Origin of the sequence: Arthrobacter sp. D5-1, assembly GCF_017357425.1 — a bacterium.
Taxonomy (GTDB): Bacteria; Actinomycetota; Actinomycetes; order Actinomycetales; family Micrococcaceae; genus Arthrobacter.
In genome coordinates, this window is the sequence record NZ_CP014571.1 from 2,161,329 (window position 1) to 2,176,612 (window position 15,284).

At 61.9% G+C, this 15,284-nt stretch carries 13 protein-coding genes; 2 read left to right on the top strand and 11 right to left on the bottom strand.

Annotated features, from left to right (window positions below; genetic code table 11):
* The first annotated feature begins 40 nt into the window (after window positions 1–40).
* Both AYX22_RS09835 and AYX22_RS09840 read left to right on the top strand, forming a co-directional pair.
* Window positions 41–1,273 (top strand): family 1 glycosylhydrolase, encoded by a 1,233-nt coding sequence (locus tag AYX22_RS09835; RefSeq protein ID WP_207597242.1) that lies wholly within the window; start codon window positions 41–43, stop codon window positions 1,271–1,273.
* A complete protein-coding gene (locus AYX22_RS09840) occupies window positions 1,270–2,094 on the top strand; it encodes an SDR family oxidoreductase (RefSeq protein WP_207597243.1) in 825 nt (274 codons plus the stop codon). Before AYX22_RS09835 ends, AYX22_RS09840 begins: the two co-directional genes overlap by 4 nt.
* A 204-nt stretch (window positions 2,095–2,298) precedes the next feature.
* On the opposite strand, the gene AYX22_RS09845 is transcribed toward AYX22_RS09840, so the two are convergent.
* From AYX22_RS09845 to AYX22_RS09895, 11 genes are all read right to left on the bottom strand, one after another.
* Window positions 2,299–3,975, bottom strand: a complete 1,677-nt coding sequence (locus AYX22_RS09845) for a thiamine pyrophosphate-binding protein (RefSeq protein WP_207597244.1) — start codon at window positions 3,973–3,975, stop codon at window positions 2,299–2,301.
* The gene (locus tag AYX22_RS09850) at window positions 3,972–4,763 is read right to left on the bottom strand and encodes a cyclase family protein (RefSeq protein WP_207597245.1); all 792 of its coding nucleotides are present in this window, start codon (window positions 4,761–4,763) and stop codon (window positions 3,972–3,974) included. Before AYX22_RS09850 ends, AYX22_RS09845 begins: the two co-directional genes overlap by 4 nt.
* 66 nt (window positions 4,764–4,829) lie before the next feature.
* Window positions 4,830–5,942: a zinc ribbon domain-containing protein gene (locus AYX22_RS24035; RefSeq protein WP_242703583.1), complete on the bottom strand. Its 1,113-nt coding sequence runs from the start codon at window positions 5,940–5,942 to the stop codon at window positions 4,830–4,832.
* A complete protein-coding gene (locus AYX22_RS24040) occupies window positions 5,939–6,406 on the bottom strand; it encodes a hypothetical protein (RefSeq protein ID WP_242703584.1) in 468 nt (155 codons plus the stop codon). Before AYX22_RS24040 ends, AYX22_RS24035 begins: the two co-directional genes overlap by 4 nt.
* A gap of 62 nt (window positions 6,407–6,468) precedes the next feature.
* Entirely contained in the window at window positions 6,469–7,425 is a 957-nt protein-coding gene (locus AYX22_RS09865; protein ID WP_207597246.1) for an ABC transporter ATP-binding protein, read from the bottom strand.
* 24 nt (window positions 7,426–7,449) lie between these two features.
* Window positions 7,450–7,920 (bottom strand): pyridoxamine 5'-phosphate oxidase family protein, encoded by a 471-nt coding sequence (locus AYX22_RS09870; RefSeq protein WP_207597247.1) that lies wholly within the window; start codon window positions 7,918–7,920, stop codon window positions 7,450–7,452.
* 495 nt (window positions 7,921–8,415) lie between these two features.
* Window positions 8,416–11,127 carry an HAD-IC family P-type ATPase gene (locus AYX22_RS09875; RefSeq protein ID WP_242703585.1) on the bottom strand — a complete coding sequence of 904 codons (2,712 nt, stop codon included), beginning with the start codon at window positions 11,125–11,127 and terminating at the stop codon, window positions 8,416–8,418.
* Window positions 11,128–11,141: 14 nt separating this feature from the next.
* Window positions 11,142–11,924: a polysaccharide deacetylase family protein gene (locus AYX22_RS09880; protein WP_242703586.1), complete on the bottom strand. Its 783-nt coding sequence runs from the start codon at window positions 11,922–11,924 to the stop codon at window positions 11,142–11,144.
* A 167-nt stretch (window positions 11,925–12,091) separates the two neighbouring features.
* Window positions 12,092–13,537 (bottom strand): DUF4389 domain-containing protein, encoded by a 1,446-nt coding sequence (locus AYX22_RS09885; protein WP_207597250.1) that lies wholly within the window; start codon window positions 13,535–13,537, stop codon window positions 12,092–12,094.
* 2 nt (window positions 13,538–13,539) lie between these two features.
* A complete protein-coding gene (locus tag AYX22_RS09890) occupies window positions 13,540–14,304 on the bottom strand; it encodes an ABC transporter permease subunit (RefSeq protein ID WP_207597251.1) in 765 nt (254 codons plus the stop codon).
* Window positions 14,301–15,284 carry an ABC transporter ATP-binding protein gene (locus tag AYX22_RS09895; protein WP_207597252.1) on the bottom strand — a complete coding sequence of 328 codons (984 nt, stop codon included), beginning with the start codon at window positions 15,282–15,284 and terminating at the stop codon, window positions 14,301–14,303. The genes AYX22_RS09890 and AYX22_RS09895 overlap by 4 nt, the downstream gene beginning before the upstream one ends.

The following is a 15,284-nucleotide window of genomic DNA, read 5'->3' on the forward strand; positions in this document are numbered from 1 at the left end:
CTCCGAAAACACACTGACTTAACGAAAGAAGAGAACAACCATGACCACTTTCCCCGCCGACTTTCTCTGGGGCGCGGCAACCGCCGGCCACCAGATCGAAGGCAACAACGTCAACAGCGACTGGTGGGCACGTGAACTGACCATGCCAGGCATGGAACTCTCCGGAGACGCCTGCGACAGCTACCACCGCTACCGTGAAGACATCGATCTCCTGGCCGATGCCGGCCTTACGTCCTACCGTTTCAGCCTCGAATGGTCACGTATTGAACCCGCCCCGGGAGCCTTCTCCAAGGCCGAACTGGCCCATTACCGCCGCATGATCGAGCACTGCTTCGCCCGGAACGTCACCCCCGTGGTCACTTTGCAGCACTTCACCACTCCGCAGTGGTTCGCGAACGACGGCGGCTGGTTGGCCCCGGACGCTTCTGAAAAGTTCCAGCGGTACGTCACGGAGGCCACCACCATCCTGGAAGGCGTGGACTGGGTGGTGACCATGAATGAACCCAATATGCAGGCGGCGATCATGACGGCCATGCGCCGCATGCAACAACACGATGGTGCCGAGTGGCAGAGCCCCACCGTCGAGGGAACCGAAGAGACCAAACAAACACACAGCGACTTCCTCACCTACGCTGATCCGGAGATCGGGCGAGCATTCACCGCCATCCACCACGCTGCCCGCGACATCGTCCGAGCCCGCACCACCGCGAAAGTCGGGTGGACCATCGCCGCAGGGGCTCTCACCGCGGCTCCCGGCGGGGAGGAGAAACTCCTCGAAATCCGCTACGGCAAGGAAGACGTCTACTGGGAAGGCAGCCGCGGCGATGACTTTGTAGGAGTGCAGGCCTACTCAAGTCAGGAAGTGGACGCCAACGGCCTGGTACCTCACCCTGCCAACCCGGACAATACGCTGGTGGGCACCGCCTACCGCCCCGACGCCCTCGCCATGGCGGTGCGGCACGCCTGGTCAGTAACCGGCGGAGTCCCGGTGATGGTCACCGAAAACGGCATCGCGACCGCCGACGACAACCAGCGCATCCGATACACCTCAGAGGCCCTGCAAGGTTTGCAGCATGCCATGGCTGACGGCATCGACGTCCGCGGCTACCTCCACTGGTCCCTGCTGGACAACTTCGAATGGGGACACTGGGAACCAACCTTTGGTCTGATTGCCGTGGACAGGGACACGTTCACACGCATACCCAAACCGAGCCTCGCCTGGCTGGGAAGTGTCGCCCGAAGCAACCAACTCGACGTCGAGGTTCCCGCGTGACCACCGCATTCGCCGACGCTTCCCTTACCCCAGTCCGGGACCTGCTTTCCCTGACCGGCCGCACGGCTGTCATCACCGGTGCCGCCCAAGGCCTGGGCAAAGCCATCGCGATCCGCTTGGCCGAAGCCGGGGCGGACGTTCTTCTGGCAGACATCGACGGCGAACGCGCCCGGGAAGCTGCCGCAGAAATCGCTGCACGCTTCCCAGCCCGATCGCTGGGGATCGATATGGACGTGGCCGCCTCGGGGTCAGTGCGAAAGGCCGCCTCGTTTGCGGCAGCTGAGCTGGGAGGCATCGACATCTGGGTCAACAACGCCGGCATCTTTCCCAGCACACTGGTCCTGGAAACGCAGGATGAAGAGTGGGAGAAAGTGTTCGCCGTCAACACCCGAGGAGTCTTCAATGGCTCCCGTGAAGCCGTACGCCACATGGCAGGCAGCGGAGTGATCATCAACATCATCTCCACCGCAGGCTTTGAGGGAACAGCCCCCGGCCTTGCCTCCTATGTGGGATCCAAGCACGCCGTCCGCGGCATGACCAAGCAGATGGCGCTGGAGTTCGCATCCATGGGAATCAGGGTGCTGGGAGTAGCGCCCACCTTCGTACCCACCGAGGGCACCATGGCGGCTGCCGCCGCAATGCACACCGGGGACGCTGGTCTGACGTCGGAGTCCCGGACTAACGCGGTGATGACCGGCAGTCTTATGGGGCGGCTGGGAACCCCGGACGACATTGCACGAGTGGTCTTGTTTTGCGCCAGTGACTTGTCCACCGTCATGACCGGCAGCACCCTCCTGGCCGACGCCGGCAAAACGATCTAAGAGTCCTTGGTCAGCACTTCCGTCAGGGAACGAAGGCCCGGGCAACATAGCCCGGGCCTTCGACTTGATCCAACCTTCGGCCGCGGACATGGTCGGGATACATAATGACCTGCATATTTTTCGGGGCGGGCCACCGCATGACTGGAACCTCGAGTGTGCACGCTCAAGTACGCTTCACTGCGTCGACGTAGATTTAGCTACTACTTAGTGGCCCTGGAACGCTTCCGCCAGCCACCACGAACCACCGTCGGACGCGATCTTGGCGTCGATCACCAGGGGCCGGTTCTGCGTTCCGGCTTGGTAGGCGGCGATCCATGGGCGCACAGCATCGAGGTCGCCCACGGACCGGACGGTCACACCTTCGGCGCCGAATCCGCGCGCGATCGCGGCGATGTCCGTTTCCGGGAACACGACGCTGGAGAGCTCGGCCTCCGAGTGCTCCGAAGCGAAGTGGTGGACTTCCGCGCCGTAGGCAGCGTCGTTGTAGACGATGCACACCAGGGGCAGTTTCAGCCTCGCAGCGGTCTCCAACTCGCTGATTCCCATGAGGAACCCACCGTCACCGGCGCCCAGGACGGGCAAGCGGTGTGGTTGGGCAAGGGCGGCTCCGATGGCCGTGTACAGGCCCAGCCCGATCGCTTGGAATGCTTGGGTGAAGCAGAAACCGAACTCGTCCGGCACAGCAAGGTATTGGCTGGGGTAGCCCATGAAGTTGCCCGAGTCGACGGCCACGATCCGCTCTGCGGGCAGCAGGGTGTCGAGTTCGCGGGTGAGGACGCGGGGATCGATGGATGTTGCCGTGGACAGGTCCGCTGTGGAAACGTCCCGCCACCGCGAGCCCTGCTTGATGGCCAGCGCGTTGGCCTCGGTGCGGTACTTCTCCGCCGACTCGGGCTGTAAACCGGCCAGCGCGGCCAGCGCATCGGCCGCGGTCAGCCCCGAATCACCAAGAACTCCCAGAGTGATGGGCCGGTTGGCACCCAGGGCGGAGTCTTCGACGTCGATCTGCACCACTGTGGTGCCGGCCGAAATGAGCCGACCGTGCCGCATGGTCCACATGTTCAGCGCGCAACCCCACCCCACAATCAGGTCCGCGCCGCTGATGAACTCCGCCGTGGTGGGCGAGGAAAAACCACCGGAAATGCCAAGGTTGTGGGAGTCGCCGTTGAACAGTCCGCTCGCCACCGCAGAGGTGGCCACCAGCGCACCGGCATGCTGCGCCAGTGCCAGGATTTCGTCCCGGGCGCCGCGTCCGCCGCGTCCAGCGACGAAGACTGGCCGTTCCGCTGCGGCAATGAGTGCCACCAGTTGTTCCACGGCGGCAGCGTCAGGGCGGATCTTCAACGGTTCAGGCACGACGACGGCACCCACCTCGTCCGCGGCGGTTCCGCTTTGGACGTCCAGCGGCAAGCTCAGGACCACTGTGCGGCGCTCATTCACGGCGGTCCGGAAAGCCCTGACGGTGTCCGCGACGGCCGTTGCGGGGGAGTGGATCCGTTCGGCCACGGCTCCTACGCTGCGGGCCAAGGCGTCCTGGTCGATCTTGAAGTTGGACCGGATTGCTGCAGCCTGCGTATCGGCGGTGAGCACAATCATCGGGGTCCGGCTCTTCGCGGCTTCACCGATTCCCGTGATCGCGTTGCTCAGCCCGCAGCCCTGGTGCGTGGTGACAACGCCCACCTTCCCGGACATCCGGGTATAGGCGTCAGCCATGGTCGCCGCGCCACCTTCATGCCGGGCTGCCGTGAACGGGATGCCCTGGGCCATGAGCGTGCCGGTGACATCGAAGTTGCCGCTTCCCACCACCCCGAAAACGTGTCCGACACCGAGCTTCGCCAGCGTTCTGCCCACAAGCGCGGAGACCCGTACCTGCTCGCTCATGCCTTCTCCGCCGCGTCTTTTTCAATCAGTGCGTACACGCGGCTGGGGCTGCCCGTCCCGCCCACGATCGGCAACGGAGCAACCACCAAGGTGGCACCGGTAACGGGAAGACGGTCCACGTTCCGGAGCGACGTCACGCCGTACTTGTCCGCGCCCAGCAGGAACGAGTGGACGGGGAACATCGGATCCAGGGTACCGGCTTGGCCTGCGTCGATGCCCACGGTTTCCACGCCGAAACCGCTGATCGAAGTGTTGCCGGCGAGCCACTTGGCACCTGCCGCGGAGACCCCGGGAGTGTGCGGTCCGGCGTCGTCGGCATTGACGAAAGCCGCAGCGTCAGTGCCACGGGCGGCCCAACCGGTCCGGAAAATGACCCAGCAGTTCTCCGGAAACAACCCGTGCTCATCCTGCCACTGCTCAAAGTGCTCCGGTTCCAGCAGGAAATCCGGGTCCGCGGAGACCTCGGTGGTCTTGTCGATCACGGCGATAGGGCCCACCAGGCGGTGTGGTTCGATCTGGTCCACGGACTTTCCGTCCTTGCCCGTGATCCAGTGCACCGGAGCGTCCAAGTGCGTCCCGGCGTGTTCGCCCACCGTGACGTCGTTCCACGCCCAGGCCGGTCCGGCGTCGTCGAAATTGCTCACCGGTGAGACAGAAAGCCCCACCGTGTTCGCGAACGGCTGCGGCAGGTTCAGGATGGGGGTTTCGGAACTGAGCGGTGTGGTGAGATCGATGATTTCCACGGAACCACTCGAAAGGGCTGCAGTGAGCCCGGCCAGAACAGACATTGTTCTCCTATCGCTTGCTGATTGAGTTGGCATGAAAGACGACTTCATGAGAGAGGAGCGGCAATTTCAATTGCTCGTATCGAACACAGCGTCGAAAACGCTACTGTCGTCGGTGCTTTCCGGGTCCGGGAGTTGGGCCGCCCGATACCACTCCCGGGATGGCCACGAGCTGTCTGCCGCTACATTGAACCAGGTCAGTCGTTCGCTCGAATCGTGTTCCGGGCAGATGCCGTCGGTTCTGGGACAGCCGGCTGTCACGGCAGCGGCGCCCCGCCCCAAGAGGGTGGCGATGACGAAGTGGCCGAGCATTGAGCAACCATCAGTGACCAGAAGTCGCTTACTTTTTGGGTCTGAAAGGAAGTCGTTCTCGCTAGGTCTGGCGCTTGGCTCGATGGAATCGGGGGGGTCGGTTGCTGGGCGGGCGACGACAACGCCACGTCCGGCTGCATCCAGTCGCAGTTCCATGACCACAGGCTCGCCTGTGACGCAGCCTGGCAAGAGATGAGCCACGATGGTGGGCCCCTCCATCGAGGCCACACTCCCAATGGTCCAAGGCAGTCGTTCCTGGAAGTACGGTTCGTTGCTTGAGTGAATTGTGGTTTTCGCGGACAGAAGGCCCCGGCGATCAGCGACTTCCCAGCTCAATTCGGTGCCTAAGCAGTTATGGCAGGCATCCCGGGGAGGGTATTGAACGTTGCTGCAGCCCGGGCATCGTTGAAGGATGAATCGCCCGGCCGCGGCTCCGCGGATCAACACCATGGCAACAATGGATTGCGCCACATTTGCTTGTTCGGCTGTCCGAACCACCTTGGCAACAACAAAGGTTAAGCTGGTGGCCGCCGCCGCTGCCCCGAGGACCAACAAACCCACAACCGCCGGGGTGCCGAAGTTAACGCCGAAGAAGAGCGTGCCGCTGGCAAGCAGCACCGCGCTGGCGACGACTCCCAGCGAAAAACCAACGACTGCTTTGGCGGCGATTATGGTCCACTGCGGCACTGCTATGGACCTGATCCGGCCGAGGGTTCCCTGTTCCTTTTCCACCAGTAGCCCAAGGACACCGAATCCCACCGTGAACAAGAGAAACAAGCCTGTTTGACCGGCCACCAAGCCAGCCCGAAGCGACAACTGCCCAGCTGGCGCGATTCCTTCCGTGACATGGAGGATCGGGTCGCCGGTCACCGCGATTCGTCCAATGCCTGCCGCCGCATCAGGGGGACTCCACCCAGTCTCGCAGCCGTCTCCGTTACCGACGCAGTGGTGAACTGGTCCACGATTCCGGTCACGATTGAGATCAAGACACTCGTCTCGAGGACGGACCCGCTGCCTTCAATAAGTTGCAGGGTGGACGGCTGCCCTGTAGCCAGGGCGGAACTGAAGTCGGTCGGGATGACTATGCCCAAGGCGGCACCGGTAGTGCGGGTTTCCGGACCTACGGCATCCGGCGGCACCTGACGGACGGTGACCTTCATGGACTCGACCGAATCCAGCGAGTCGAGCAACGCAGCACCTAGGGGACCGGAGTCTTGGACGCTTGCTACGACAGCCGCTGGTTGCAGGTCGACGCTGCCGGTACCCAGTCGACCGAAAGCCAAGCTCAGGACTCCCATCAGTGCCAAGGGGACGATCAGCGAAAAGATGAGCACCGACCTGTCCCTCAGCCGTTGACGAAAATCATTGCCGACCATGGTCCACAACGCCCGCACGGTCAGTCCCTGAGCGCTTTGCCGGTTAAGTGCAGGAATACCGATTCGAGGTCCGGACGAGTCACCGATACTGATGCCAGGGTCATTCCTGAGCGGGCAGCGGTGGTAACAATGCCGGCAAGGAGTGCGGCGCCGTCCCTGACGGTGAGTATCAGTTCGGTTCCTCCGGAATCAGTGACGCGGTGAACACCGTCGAGCGACCTCAGTGCTTCAGCGGCTGCCGTGGTTCTGCCGGTCCCCACAAGGCTGATCCGGTCCACGCCGCCGGTTAGTGTAATAAGCTCGTCCCTGGTTCCTTCAGCTTGGACCCGGCCTTGGTCCAAGATGGCAATCCGGTCACAGAGGCGCTCGGCCTCTTCCATGTAATGGGTGGTGTACAGGACAGCGGTGCCTTCCCTTGAGAGGTTTCCCACCGCCTCAAGAATTGAGTTCCGGGATTGTGGGTCAACTCCCACCGTCGGTTCGTCGAGGATCAGCAAACCGGGACGGTGCAGCAAGCCGATTCCAATGTTCAAACGACGCTTCATACCACCGGAGAATTTCTTGGTTTGTTCACCAGCCCGCTCAGCCAATCCAAGAAGATCCAAAACCGTATCGACCCTGGAGTTCAATTCCTTCCGGGTGAGACTTTGGAGCCGGCCGAAGTAGTTCAGGTTCTCGCGTGCCGTCAGATCCGGATAGATGGCGAGCTCTTGGGGGACCAGTCCCAGGTTGCGTTTCGCGGCTACACCCCCTGGGTCCATCCGGATACCGGCCACGTCCACTGATCCGGAATCGGCGGGGACCAGACCGGCGACCATGTTGATGATGGTGGTTTTTCCGGCTCCGTTCGGGCCCAGGAGGCCGTAAGTCTCACCGGGGCGGATGGCGATGGAGACGTCGTCGACGGCGGTTAGGTCACCGAATTTCTTGACGAGCCGGTCCGCTGACAAGACTGTTCCGGTGCGAGGCGGTGCCACCTGATTCTTCAAGGGCGCACCGCGCTATTCCAAGCCGGCCCGTGTTGCGTCGTTGAGTGGAGTTTGAAGCGACATCGGCGCCGAAAGGTCGAATCGTCTCCCGGTTACCGAGGCCGGAACAATTCTGAAGAGGTGGTCCTGCCCCACTCCCTGCCACGGGAAAAGGGCGCGCCTGATCTCATCAAGTCGAGGGCCTTCGGACCCTGCGTCCTCAACTGTGCCTTTTACAACCACACTCCACGCAATTCCGAATTCGGCACTGACGGAGTCTGCCTCGATGGCCACCACGGCGTCATCCTCCATGGCCCACTGTTTGGTTCCCGGTCCCGTCCTGAAAACTATCGTTTCGTTATCCACCGCGAAATTTACGGGAAAAATATCAGGGTGGCTGTTGACGATTACGGAGAGCCGTCCGATGTTGGTCTCGCCCAGCAGCCTCCAGCAATCGTCCGGTTCAAGTACTTCTGCCTCAGGCACTATGTTCTTGTCGGTCATGTCGAGATCCTACGGTCGCTTTCCGGTCCCCAACAGGGCCCAAAGGCCCAAGTGATCCCGGAACGTCTTCCCCTGGCTCCAGGGAGGCGACTCCAAGCAAAAGCAAGAGCAATCCTACTTCCGCCAAGCCAGCACTAAAGTAGACCGCTTGCAATGCACTGAAGGGGATCAGTGCCATTTGAACGAATATCCACACGAGAATGGAATATCCCGCCGTGGCGGCCGCCATGGATGCCAATCCATGTCGCCTAAGAAGCAGGACGAAGGCCACCGTATGCAATCCACCGACGACAACTGCCAGCAGAAGCCCAGGAACCAGGTAGGTGGTGAATGGCGACCCGTCCAGGTACTCGACTGGGAGCTGGACCTCGGGCCGCAGATTACTCTTGTCCATTCCAGGCCACGATCCCCAGGCCATGACCAGGCCGCCGGCAATCGATGTGACCGCGACCAACGCTTGCACGGTCAGAAGCATCACTCGAATCATCGTTCCTCCTAAATGATGGTGTGTCGAAAACGTTTGTCAGCAGCCACAGCCACGGAAGCAACTACACCGGCACCCAGAATTCCCAACCACGTATCCGGTGCAAGGGGCGCGGTGTGGAAGAGGGCGTTCATGACCGGCAGGTAGGTTATTGCTGCCTGCCCTGCGAGCTGGACCAGGACTCCAACCACCAGCCAGCGATTGCTGAAAGGACGTAGTTTCCAGACGGATCGCGTCAATGACCGGCAGCTGAAGAGGTAGAAGAGTTGGACGACGACGAACAAGTTGACTGCGGCTGTCCGGGCCTCGTCAAGAGATGCACCGCGGGCAAGCTCGAACTCGAAGATCCACCATGTGCCGCTGACCAGGAGTACGGACACCAGCAACGTGCGGAACGCCAACCCCCATGTCAGCAGCGGGCGGTCCGGATCCCGGGGACCTCGGGTCATGAGTCCCGGTTCCTTGGGTTCGAAGGCCAGCATCAGGCCAAGAGCCACGGCTGTGGTCATGTTGATCCACAAAATCTGGGTAGGGAGGATAGGGAGGGGCCAGCCCATGATGATGGCCACCAGAATGACCAAGCCTTCGCCCATATTGGTGGGGATGGTCCAGACGATGAATTTGACCAGGTTGTCGAAAACGTTGCGCCCTTCTTCGACGGCGGCCTCAATGGTGGCGAAGTTGTCGTCGGCGAGGACAATGTCAGATGCCTCTTTGGCCACTTCGGTGCCGGCATGGCCCATTGCGATGCCAACGTTGGCTTGGCGAAGGGCGGGGGCGTCGTTAACGCCGTCGCCTGTCATGGCCACTACGTGGCCGTTGGACTGCAGCGCATGGATCAAGAGGAGTTTTTGGGCCGGAGATACTCTCGCGAATACCGAAGCTTCGTCGACGACGTCGGCCAGATGTTCTGCCGTTTTGCCCTCTAAATCGGCGCCTGTCACGATGTGGTCGCTGCCGCCGTCGAGCCCTACCGCGGCAGCGATGGCCTGGGCTGTCCCCGGATGGTCGCCGGTGATCATCTTGACCTTGATGCCTGCCGTCCTGCACGAACGTACCGCAGCAGCGGCAGCATTTCGCGGCGGATCGAACATCGCTTGCATACCGACAAACGTAAGGCCGCCAAGGCCGGCATCAGGGTCGATGGGGGATAGGCCTTTGGTCCGCGTCATTGCTGTTGCGAGTACCCGGAGCCCTTGGCCTGCCAGGTCGTCTGCAGCCTGAGTGATGACGCCGACATCGAGGGGCTCGGATTCACCCTTACTGCCCATTTGCCCGACGCATAGCTCGAGAACGCGTTCGATGCTTCCTTTCACCAACAAAAGGCCGTCGGCGTATCCCTCGTCGTCCCGATGGAGGGTTGCCATGAACTGGCGCTCGTGGGTGAAGGGGATGGTGCTGATCCTTGGGTGTCGGGCAAGGAACCCCTGAAGGTCTGCATGTCCCTTGCCGGCGGCCACAATCATGGCAGCTTCGGTGGGGTCGCCTCGTATCTGCCAGGTGTCATCCTGCTGGAAGACGGCGGAGTCGTTGCATGCAGCACCTGCAATAAGGCACCACGTCATGCTCGCATCGTTTCCCTCGGGGATACCTCCGAGGTCCCGGTGGCTTTCCCGTCGTCGGACGGAGCCGTCCGGGCCATACCCCACGCCCGTGAGGTCGTACTTGGCAGCGGGTGTCCACAGTGCAGCCACCGTCATTTGGTTTTCCGTGAAAGTTCCCGTCTTGTCGGAACAAATGACAGTTGTGCTGCCCAAGGTTTCGACGACGGGGAGTCGCCTGACAATGGCCCGGCGCTTGGCCATCCTCCCGACGCCGATGGCCAGGGTGACCGACACGGCGGCCGGTAGCCCCTCCGGTATGGCGCCCACGGCCATAGCGACGACGGACGTGAACATCAGTGCGGTTTCCTGCCCTCGTGCAAGCCCAACGACGAAAGCGCACGCGGACAGCGCAAGGATGGCAATAGTGAGCGTCATACTGAACTTAGCCAGCTTGCTGGTGAGCGGTGTGGGCACCGGCCGGACGGTACCGATCAACCGGTGAATCTCGCCGAGCTCGGTTTCCCCGCCGGTGGCAACGACCACTCCGGCTCCGCTGCCCGAAGTTACCAGCGTTCCCCCATAGACCATGTTGCGTCGATCGGCCACCGGAGTGCTGATGGGAAGGACAACCTCGTCCTTGGTTACTGTTTCGGACTCTCCCGTCAATGCTGATTCGTCTGCTTTTAGACCTGAAACGCGGACCAAACGGATGTCTGCGGGGACCTTGTCTCCGGCTTCCATGAGGACCAGGTCGCCAGGGACCAATTCGTCCGACGGGATCCTCAATCGCTGGCCGCTCCTGATCACCATACTCCGGGTGGGGACGAGCGCGCGCAACGCATCCAACGCCGCCTCGGCTCGTACTTCCTGAATCAGGCCAATGGTTGTGTTGACTGCAACTACGCCCAAAATCACGGAACTGTCCACGTACTCGCCCAAGAACACGGTCACGGCCGCTGCCGCAAGCAGGACATAAATCAAGGGATTATTGAACTGACGGGCAGCAGAACGCAGGAGGCTGTCGTGTTGGATGCCGGGCAGACGGTTGGGCCCATAGGTCACGGCGCGTACGGCCACGACATCCGGACTCAGCCCACGTGCGGCGTCCGCTTCGAGAAGCAGGACAACCTCGTGTGCCGGCAAACCGTGATGGGCAGCGTCCGTGGTGCCGTGATTCAAGCCGGCCGCCATGCCTAGCCAGCCAGTATCTGATCGAGGGTCGCTAAACTGTATCCGGCCGTCTTGATCTCTTTGATAATGCCGGGCAACGCGTCAGCATCCAGGGTAGTTCCGTCTTCCGGATTGGAACCTATGTGCATCAGGATGATGGCGCCGGGGCGAAGTCCGTCAACAACGCGCCGAAGGACTGTTTCCTGAGTGGCTCCGCCGCTGGTTCCCTTCCAGCCGAGAGTGTCCACGCTCCAGCGCACAGCAATATAGCCGAGCCTGTTGACCGTGGCGATGACCCGGGAATCCCGCTCGCCGAACGGGAACCTGAAGAACGGCCGGGGATCGCCGCCCGCAGCCAGGATCGCTGCTTCAGCTCCGCGAATCTCCTCGGTGATCTGCGCATCCGTCAGCTGTGTGAAACCAGGATGACTCATCGAATGATTACCCAGCCGATGCCCTTCGGCGAGGATCCGGTGCACGCTTCCGCTGCCTGCCTGGGCCCAGTTGCCCGTCAGGAAGAACGTTGCCCTCACGTGTTCCGCTGAAAGGGTTGACAGGATGCTGGGCAAGGCCGCTGAGTTGGCCCCGGCGTCAAAGGTCAGCGCGACCACATTCCCTGCTCCCGGCATTTCCTCGAGATCCCGTCCCAGCAGTGCTTCCGGCAGCGCTGCAACCGACGGTCCACCAGTCTCAGAGTCACCAGGCTCAGGCCCAACGCTCGGCGATTCATCCGGCTCCGGCGTATCTGTCGACGCACTTGGCGCAGGTGAACGTGAATCCGTGGTCGTGGTTGTTGTAGGCGTCATGGCCGACGTTGTCGTCAGCGGGCTTGGTGCTCCCTGTGGCTGCGCAGTGACCAACAGTATGATCCCTCCGGCGAGAATTACCAGGGCGAGCAAAACCACGACGGCGACCACTCGCCGTCGTACGTTTCTTCGCGACGCCGGTGCTACCGCGGGGGCGCGGCCGTCGTTCACGGCAGGCCGGCCCTTCCGTCAGGATTCGGGGGCTGCAGTGGCTCGGGATCGTAGGCACCCTGGTCCAGGCGGAAGGGCGGATACTCGTCGCGCAGGAGGGCTCCGTAGATAAGCACACGGTAGACCCATCGGTTGATGCCCATGATGAAGCCGAACAGGGGGCGCGGGTAGCTGCCGGTGAACAACAGGATTACCAAGGCGATGATCACCAGCAGACCCAGCAAGGACAGTCCTCCGCCGCGATCATTGATGACGCCGGCGGGCCCGTCCTCGGTTCTCCAAGCCCACGTCGCCGTTCCTGTGAACGCCCCCACGATCAGCAGATGCGGTATGAGCAGCAACCAGGACTTGACAAGAACAAGGCCCCGGGAGACACGCGCCGGATAATCCACCTGCAGGTTCGCCGGGTAGTCCGTCCGGGAGAGGCTGAACGGCGGATAGCGATCAGTCCCACCTACGCCGTAGGCGTAGAAAGCCACGCGCCAGTTCCAACGGAGGACGCCGACGTTGAAGTGAAAGAGGGACAGCGGGTAGCGGCCCGTGAAAAGGATGGCAAACCAGGCAATGATGCTGGTAACGGCGAACGCGAACCAAAGGAATACCAGCACGAAGAAATGGGGGATGGCGAGGAACCATTTCACCAGCCACATCCAGGGCGACAGTGCGGGGTCCAACTGGCCGGTGAAATGAAGCGGTGAGTTCATGGCGCTTGCCGCTGCGGAGCCTTGCGCTGCCGCAGATGTCGAAGGGGGCTGCCCCTGCGATCCTCCACCACGGCCCAGGCCTACGGCGCCCAACACCAGCAGCGGCACGCCGATCAGGATGGTCAGGACGCCGGCGAACAGCAGGCCAGTTGCTGCGGGTTTGATGAGGTCGGAACGGAAACCGGCTTGCAGGTCCGCGGAGACCCCGGCGCTGGCGTCAGCGTTCATCACCACCACCGTCCAATTGCCGGGAGCTATGTTCCACGTGAGCTCTTGCTCGCCCTGGCCGGACGCTGATGCTGCCCAGAACTGCCGGGCACCGGGCGCTGCGGGGGTGGATGATCCTGGAACGTCCCTGTACACAGGCCGGAAGGGCTGGAATTTCACGTCACGCAACTCAGTGCGGTGTACCCCTTCAAGGTATGCGTCCACCTCGTTTTGGGGTGCAATGCCGATGAACACTTCACGGCCGGGATCTGTCGCTTTGGCACGTAGCCTGAGGGTTCCGACGTCGAAAGGGAGCCTTTCGGGCGTGCCCTCGCCCACGGCATCGAGCTGGGGAGAGACCAATGCTCGGGACGAAACCGTGTACCGCTCTGTTGGGGAGGTGAAAAAGTCTCCGTCGTCTTGGGAAGTGGCGAGCCATGCCGCTGCCGCGCCCGCCGCTGCCATCGTGAAGCCGAGCAAAGAGAGAACGATGCCGACAACAAGTAGGACGATGTGACCCGGCTTTTTCATGGCTAGAGTTCTTTCCTGTTGAAGATCATCGTGGCAGCGCCGAGGGCAGCGGCGGCGGCGACAAGGCTGCTCACTGCAGGCCAAGCCGGCGAGACATGTTCCTGGCCGGCGGCAATCGCGGCTGCGATGCCGGGTACGGCTGCCGGCCCAAAGGTTGCGAGCGGATCCCAGGCGGCCCCCACGGCCAGCAGAGCGTAGATCCCCAGCCCTGTTCCAGCTGCCCCGGCCGGTGCCGGAATCAACACCGAGAACAGCATGGTGTAGGACAGTGCCAGTATCCCGTAGAGCAAGAGCAGGAACGCCGCGCCCCACAACTGCCCCGAGGGCGCGCTCCCGAAGGTTAACAGGGTGACGGCCCACGTGGTGAAGGTCCCCAAGGCAAACACGACCGTGATGAACACGGCATGCACGGATGCCTTCGCCGCGATGAAAGTTGCCCTTGATACTGGTTTGGTGAGTATGAAGGCGGCGGTGCCCTCGCGGATCTCGCTGGACACCACGCCGCCATACATGATGATGATGGTGAACAGGACGATTTGTGAGAGATTCTTTATCCACTGCCCGTAGGCGTCACTGAAAGTGGCATCCGGCAATCCCAACGAACCGGGCGCCGCGGCTGTGAGGGATCCCAGAAGTTCGGGAGTAATTTTGGCCAACGGCGGACCAACCACTGCGAAGAACATGACTATTGCGGGCAACACCCAAATCCGCCATGTCCGGCGGATTTCCTGGCCTTCCTTGGCGGCCAGTACCGAGAAAGTGCTCATTGCTTTCCCTTTCCGACAAGCTCCAGGAAGACCTCTTCAAGACCGGATTCAGCGTTTTCCATGCGAATGAGGCCCGTACCCTGTCTGCTGATCAGGCGGGGTATTTCACGCTGCGCGGTCTCTGTGTCCGAAACCCGGACTTCAATTTCGCCGCGCGGTCCGGGTTGGACTGAGACCGCCCAGTCCTGTTGTCCGAAAACTCCGGCGAGCGCTTCCGCCCCCTGACTGACATCGATGAGAATTCGTCGCTGTCCACGACGGGAACGCAGTTCTTCCATGGTGGATTGAGCCAGAACCCGTCCCTTGTCCAGAATTGCCACGGAGTCGCAGATGCGCTCTACGTCGCTGAGAATATGCGTTGAGAAAAATACTGTGGTCTTGCCGCGCAGTGCTTCAATGAAGTCCAAAAGCTCCCTGCGGCCTTCAGGGTCAAGAGCACTGGTGGGCTCGTCAAGCAAAAGCAGCCTTGGGGAATTGACCAGCGCCTGAGCTACGCCCAGCCGTTGGCGCATTCCCCGGGAATACTTGCCGATGGGTTGATCGATTCCCCTGAGTCGGACAAAATCCAGCAATTCCTCCGTCTTGGCATCCAACTCCGGTCCGTCAAGCCCAAACAAACTGCCCGCGAGCCGAAGCGTTTGCCGCGCGTTCATCCATTCATAGAACGCGGGTACATCCGGTAAATAACCTATGTTGTGGCGGATCGACGGCCCGTTTGTCATCGCGTCTTCGCCGAAAAGACGCAGTGAACCAGAACTCGCCCGGGTAAGTCCGCTCATGACCCGGAGGAAGGTGGTCTTGCCCGCCCCGTTCAACCCCAGGAAGCCAAAGATGGAACCCTCGGACACCTCCAGGTTCATGGCGTTGAGCGCGTGATTCTTCCCAAATGTCTTGGTCAGCCCCACCGCTTCAATCACCGCAGGCGCGCCAGTCACCGGTCCCCCTTGAGCTGCTGGGACGGACATCTGCCCTGTGGTCAT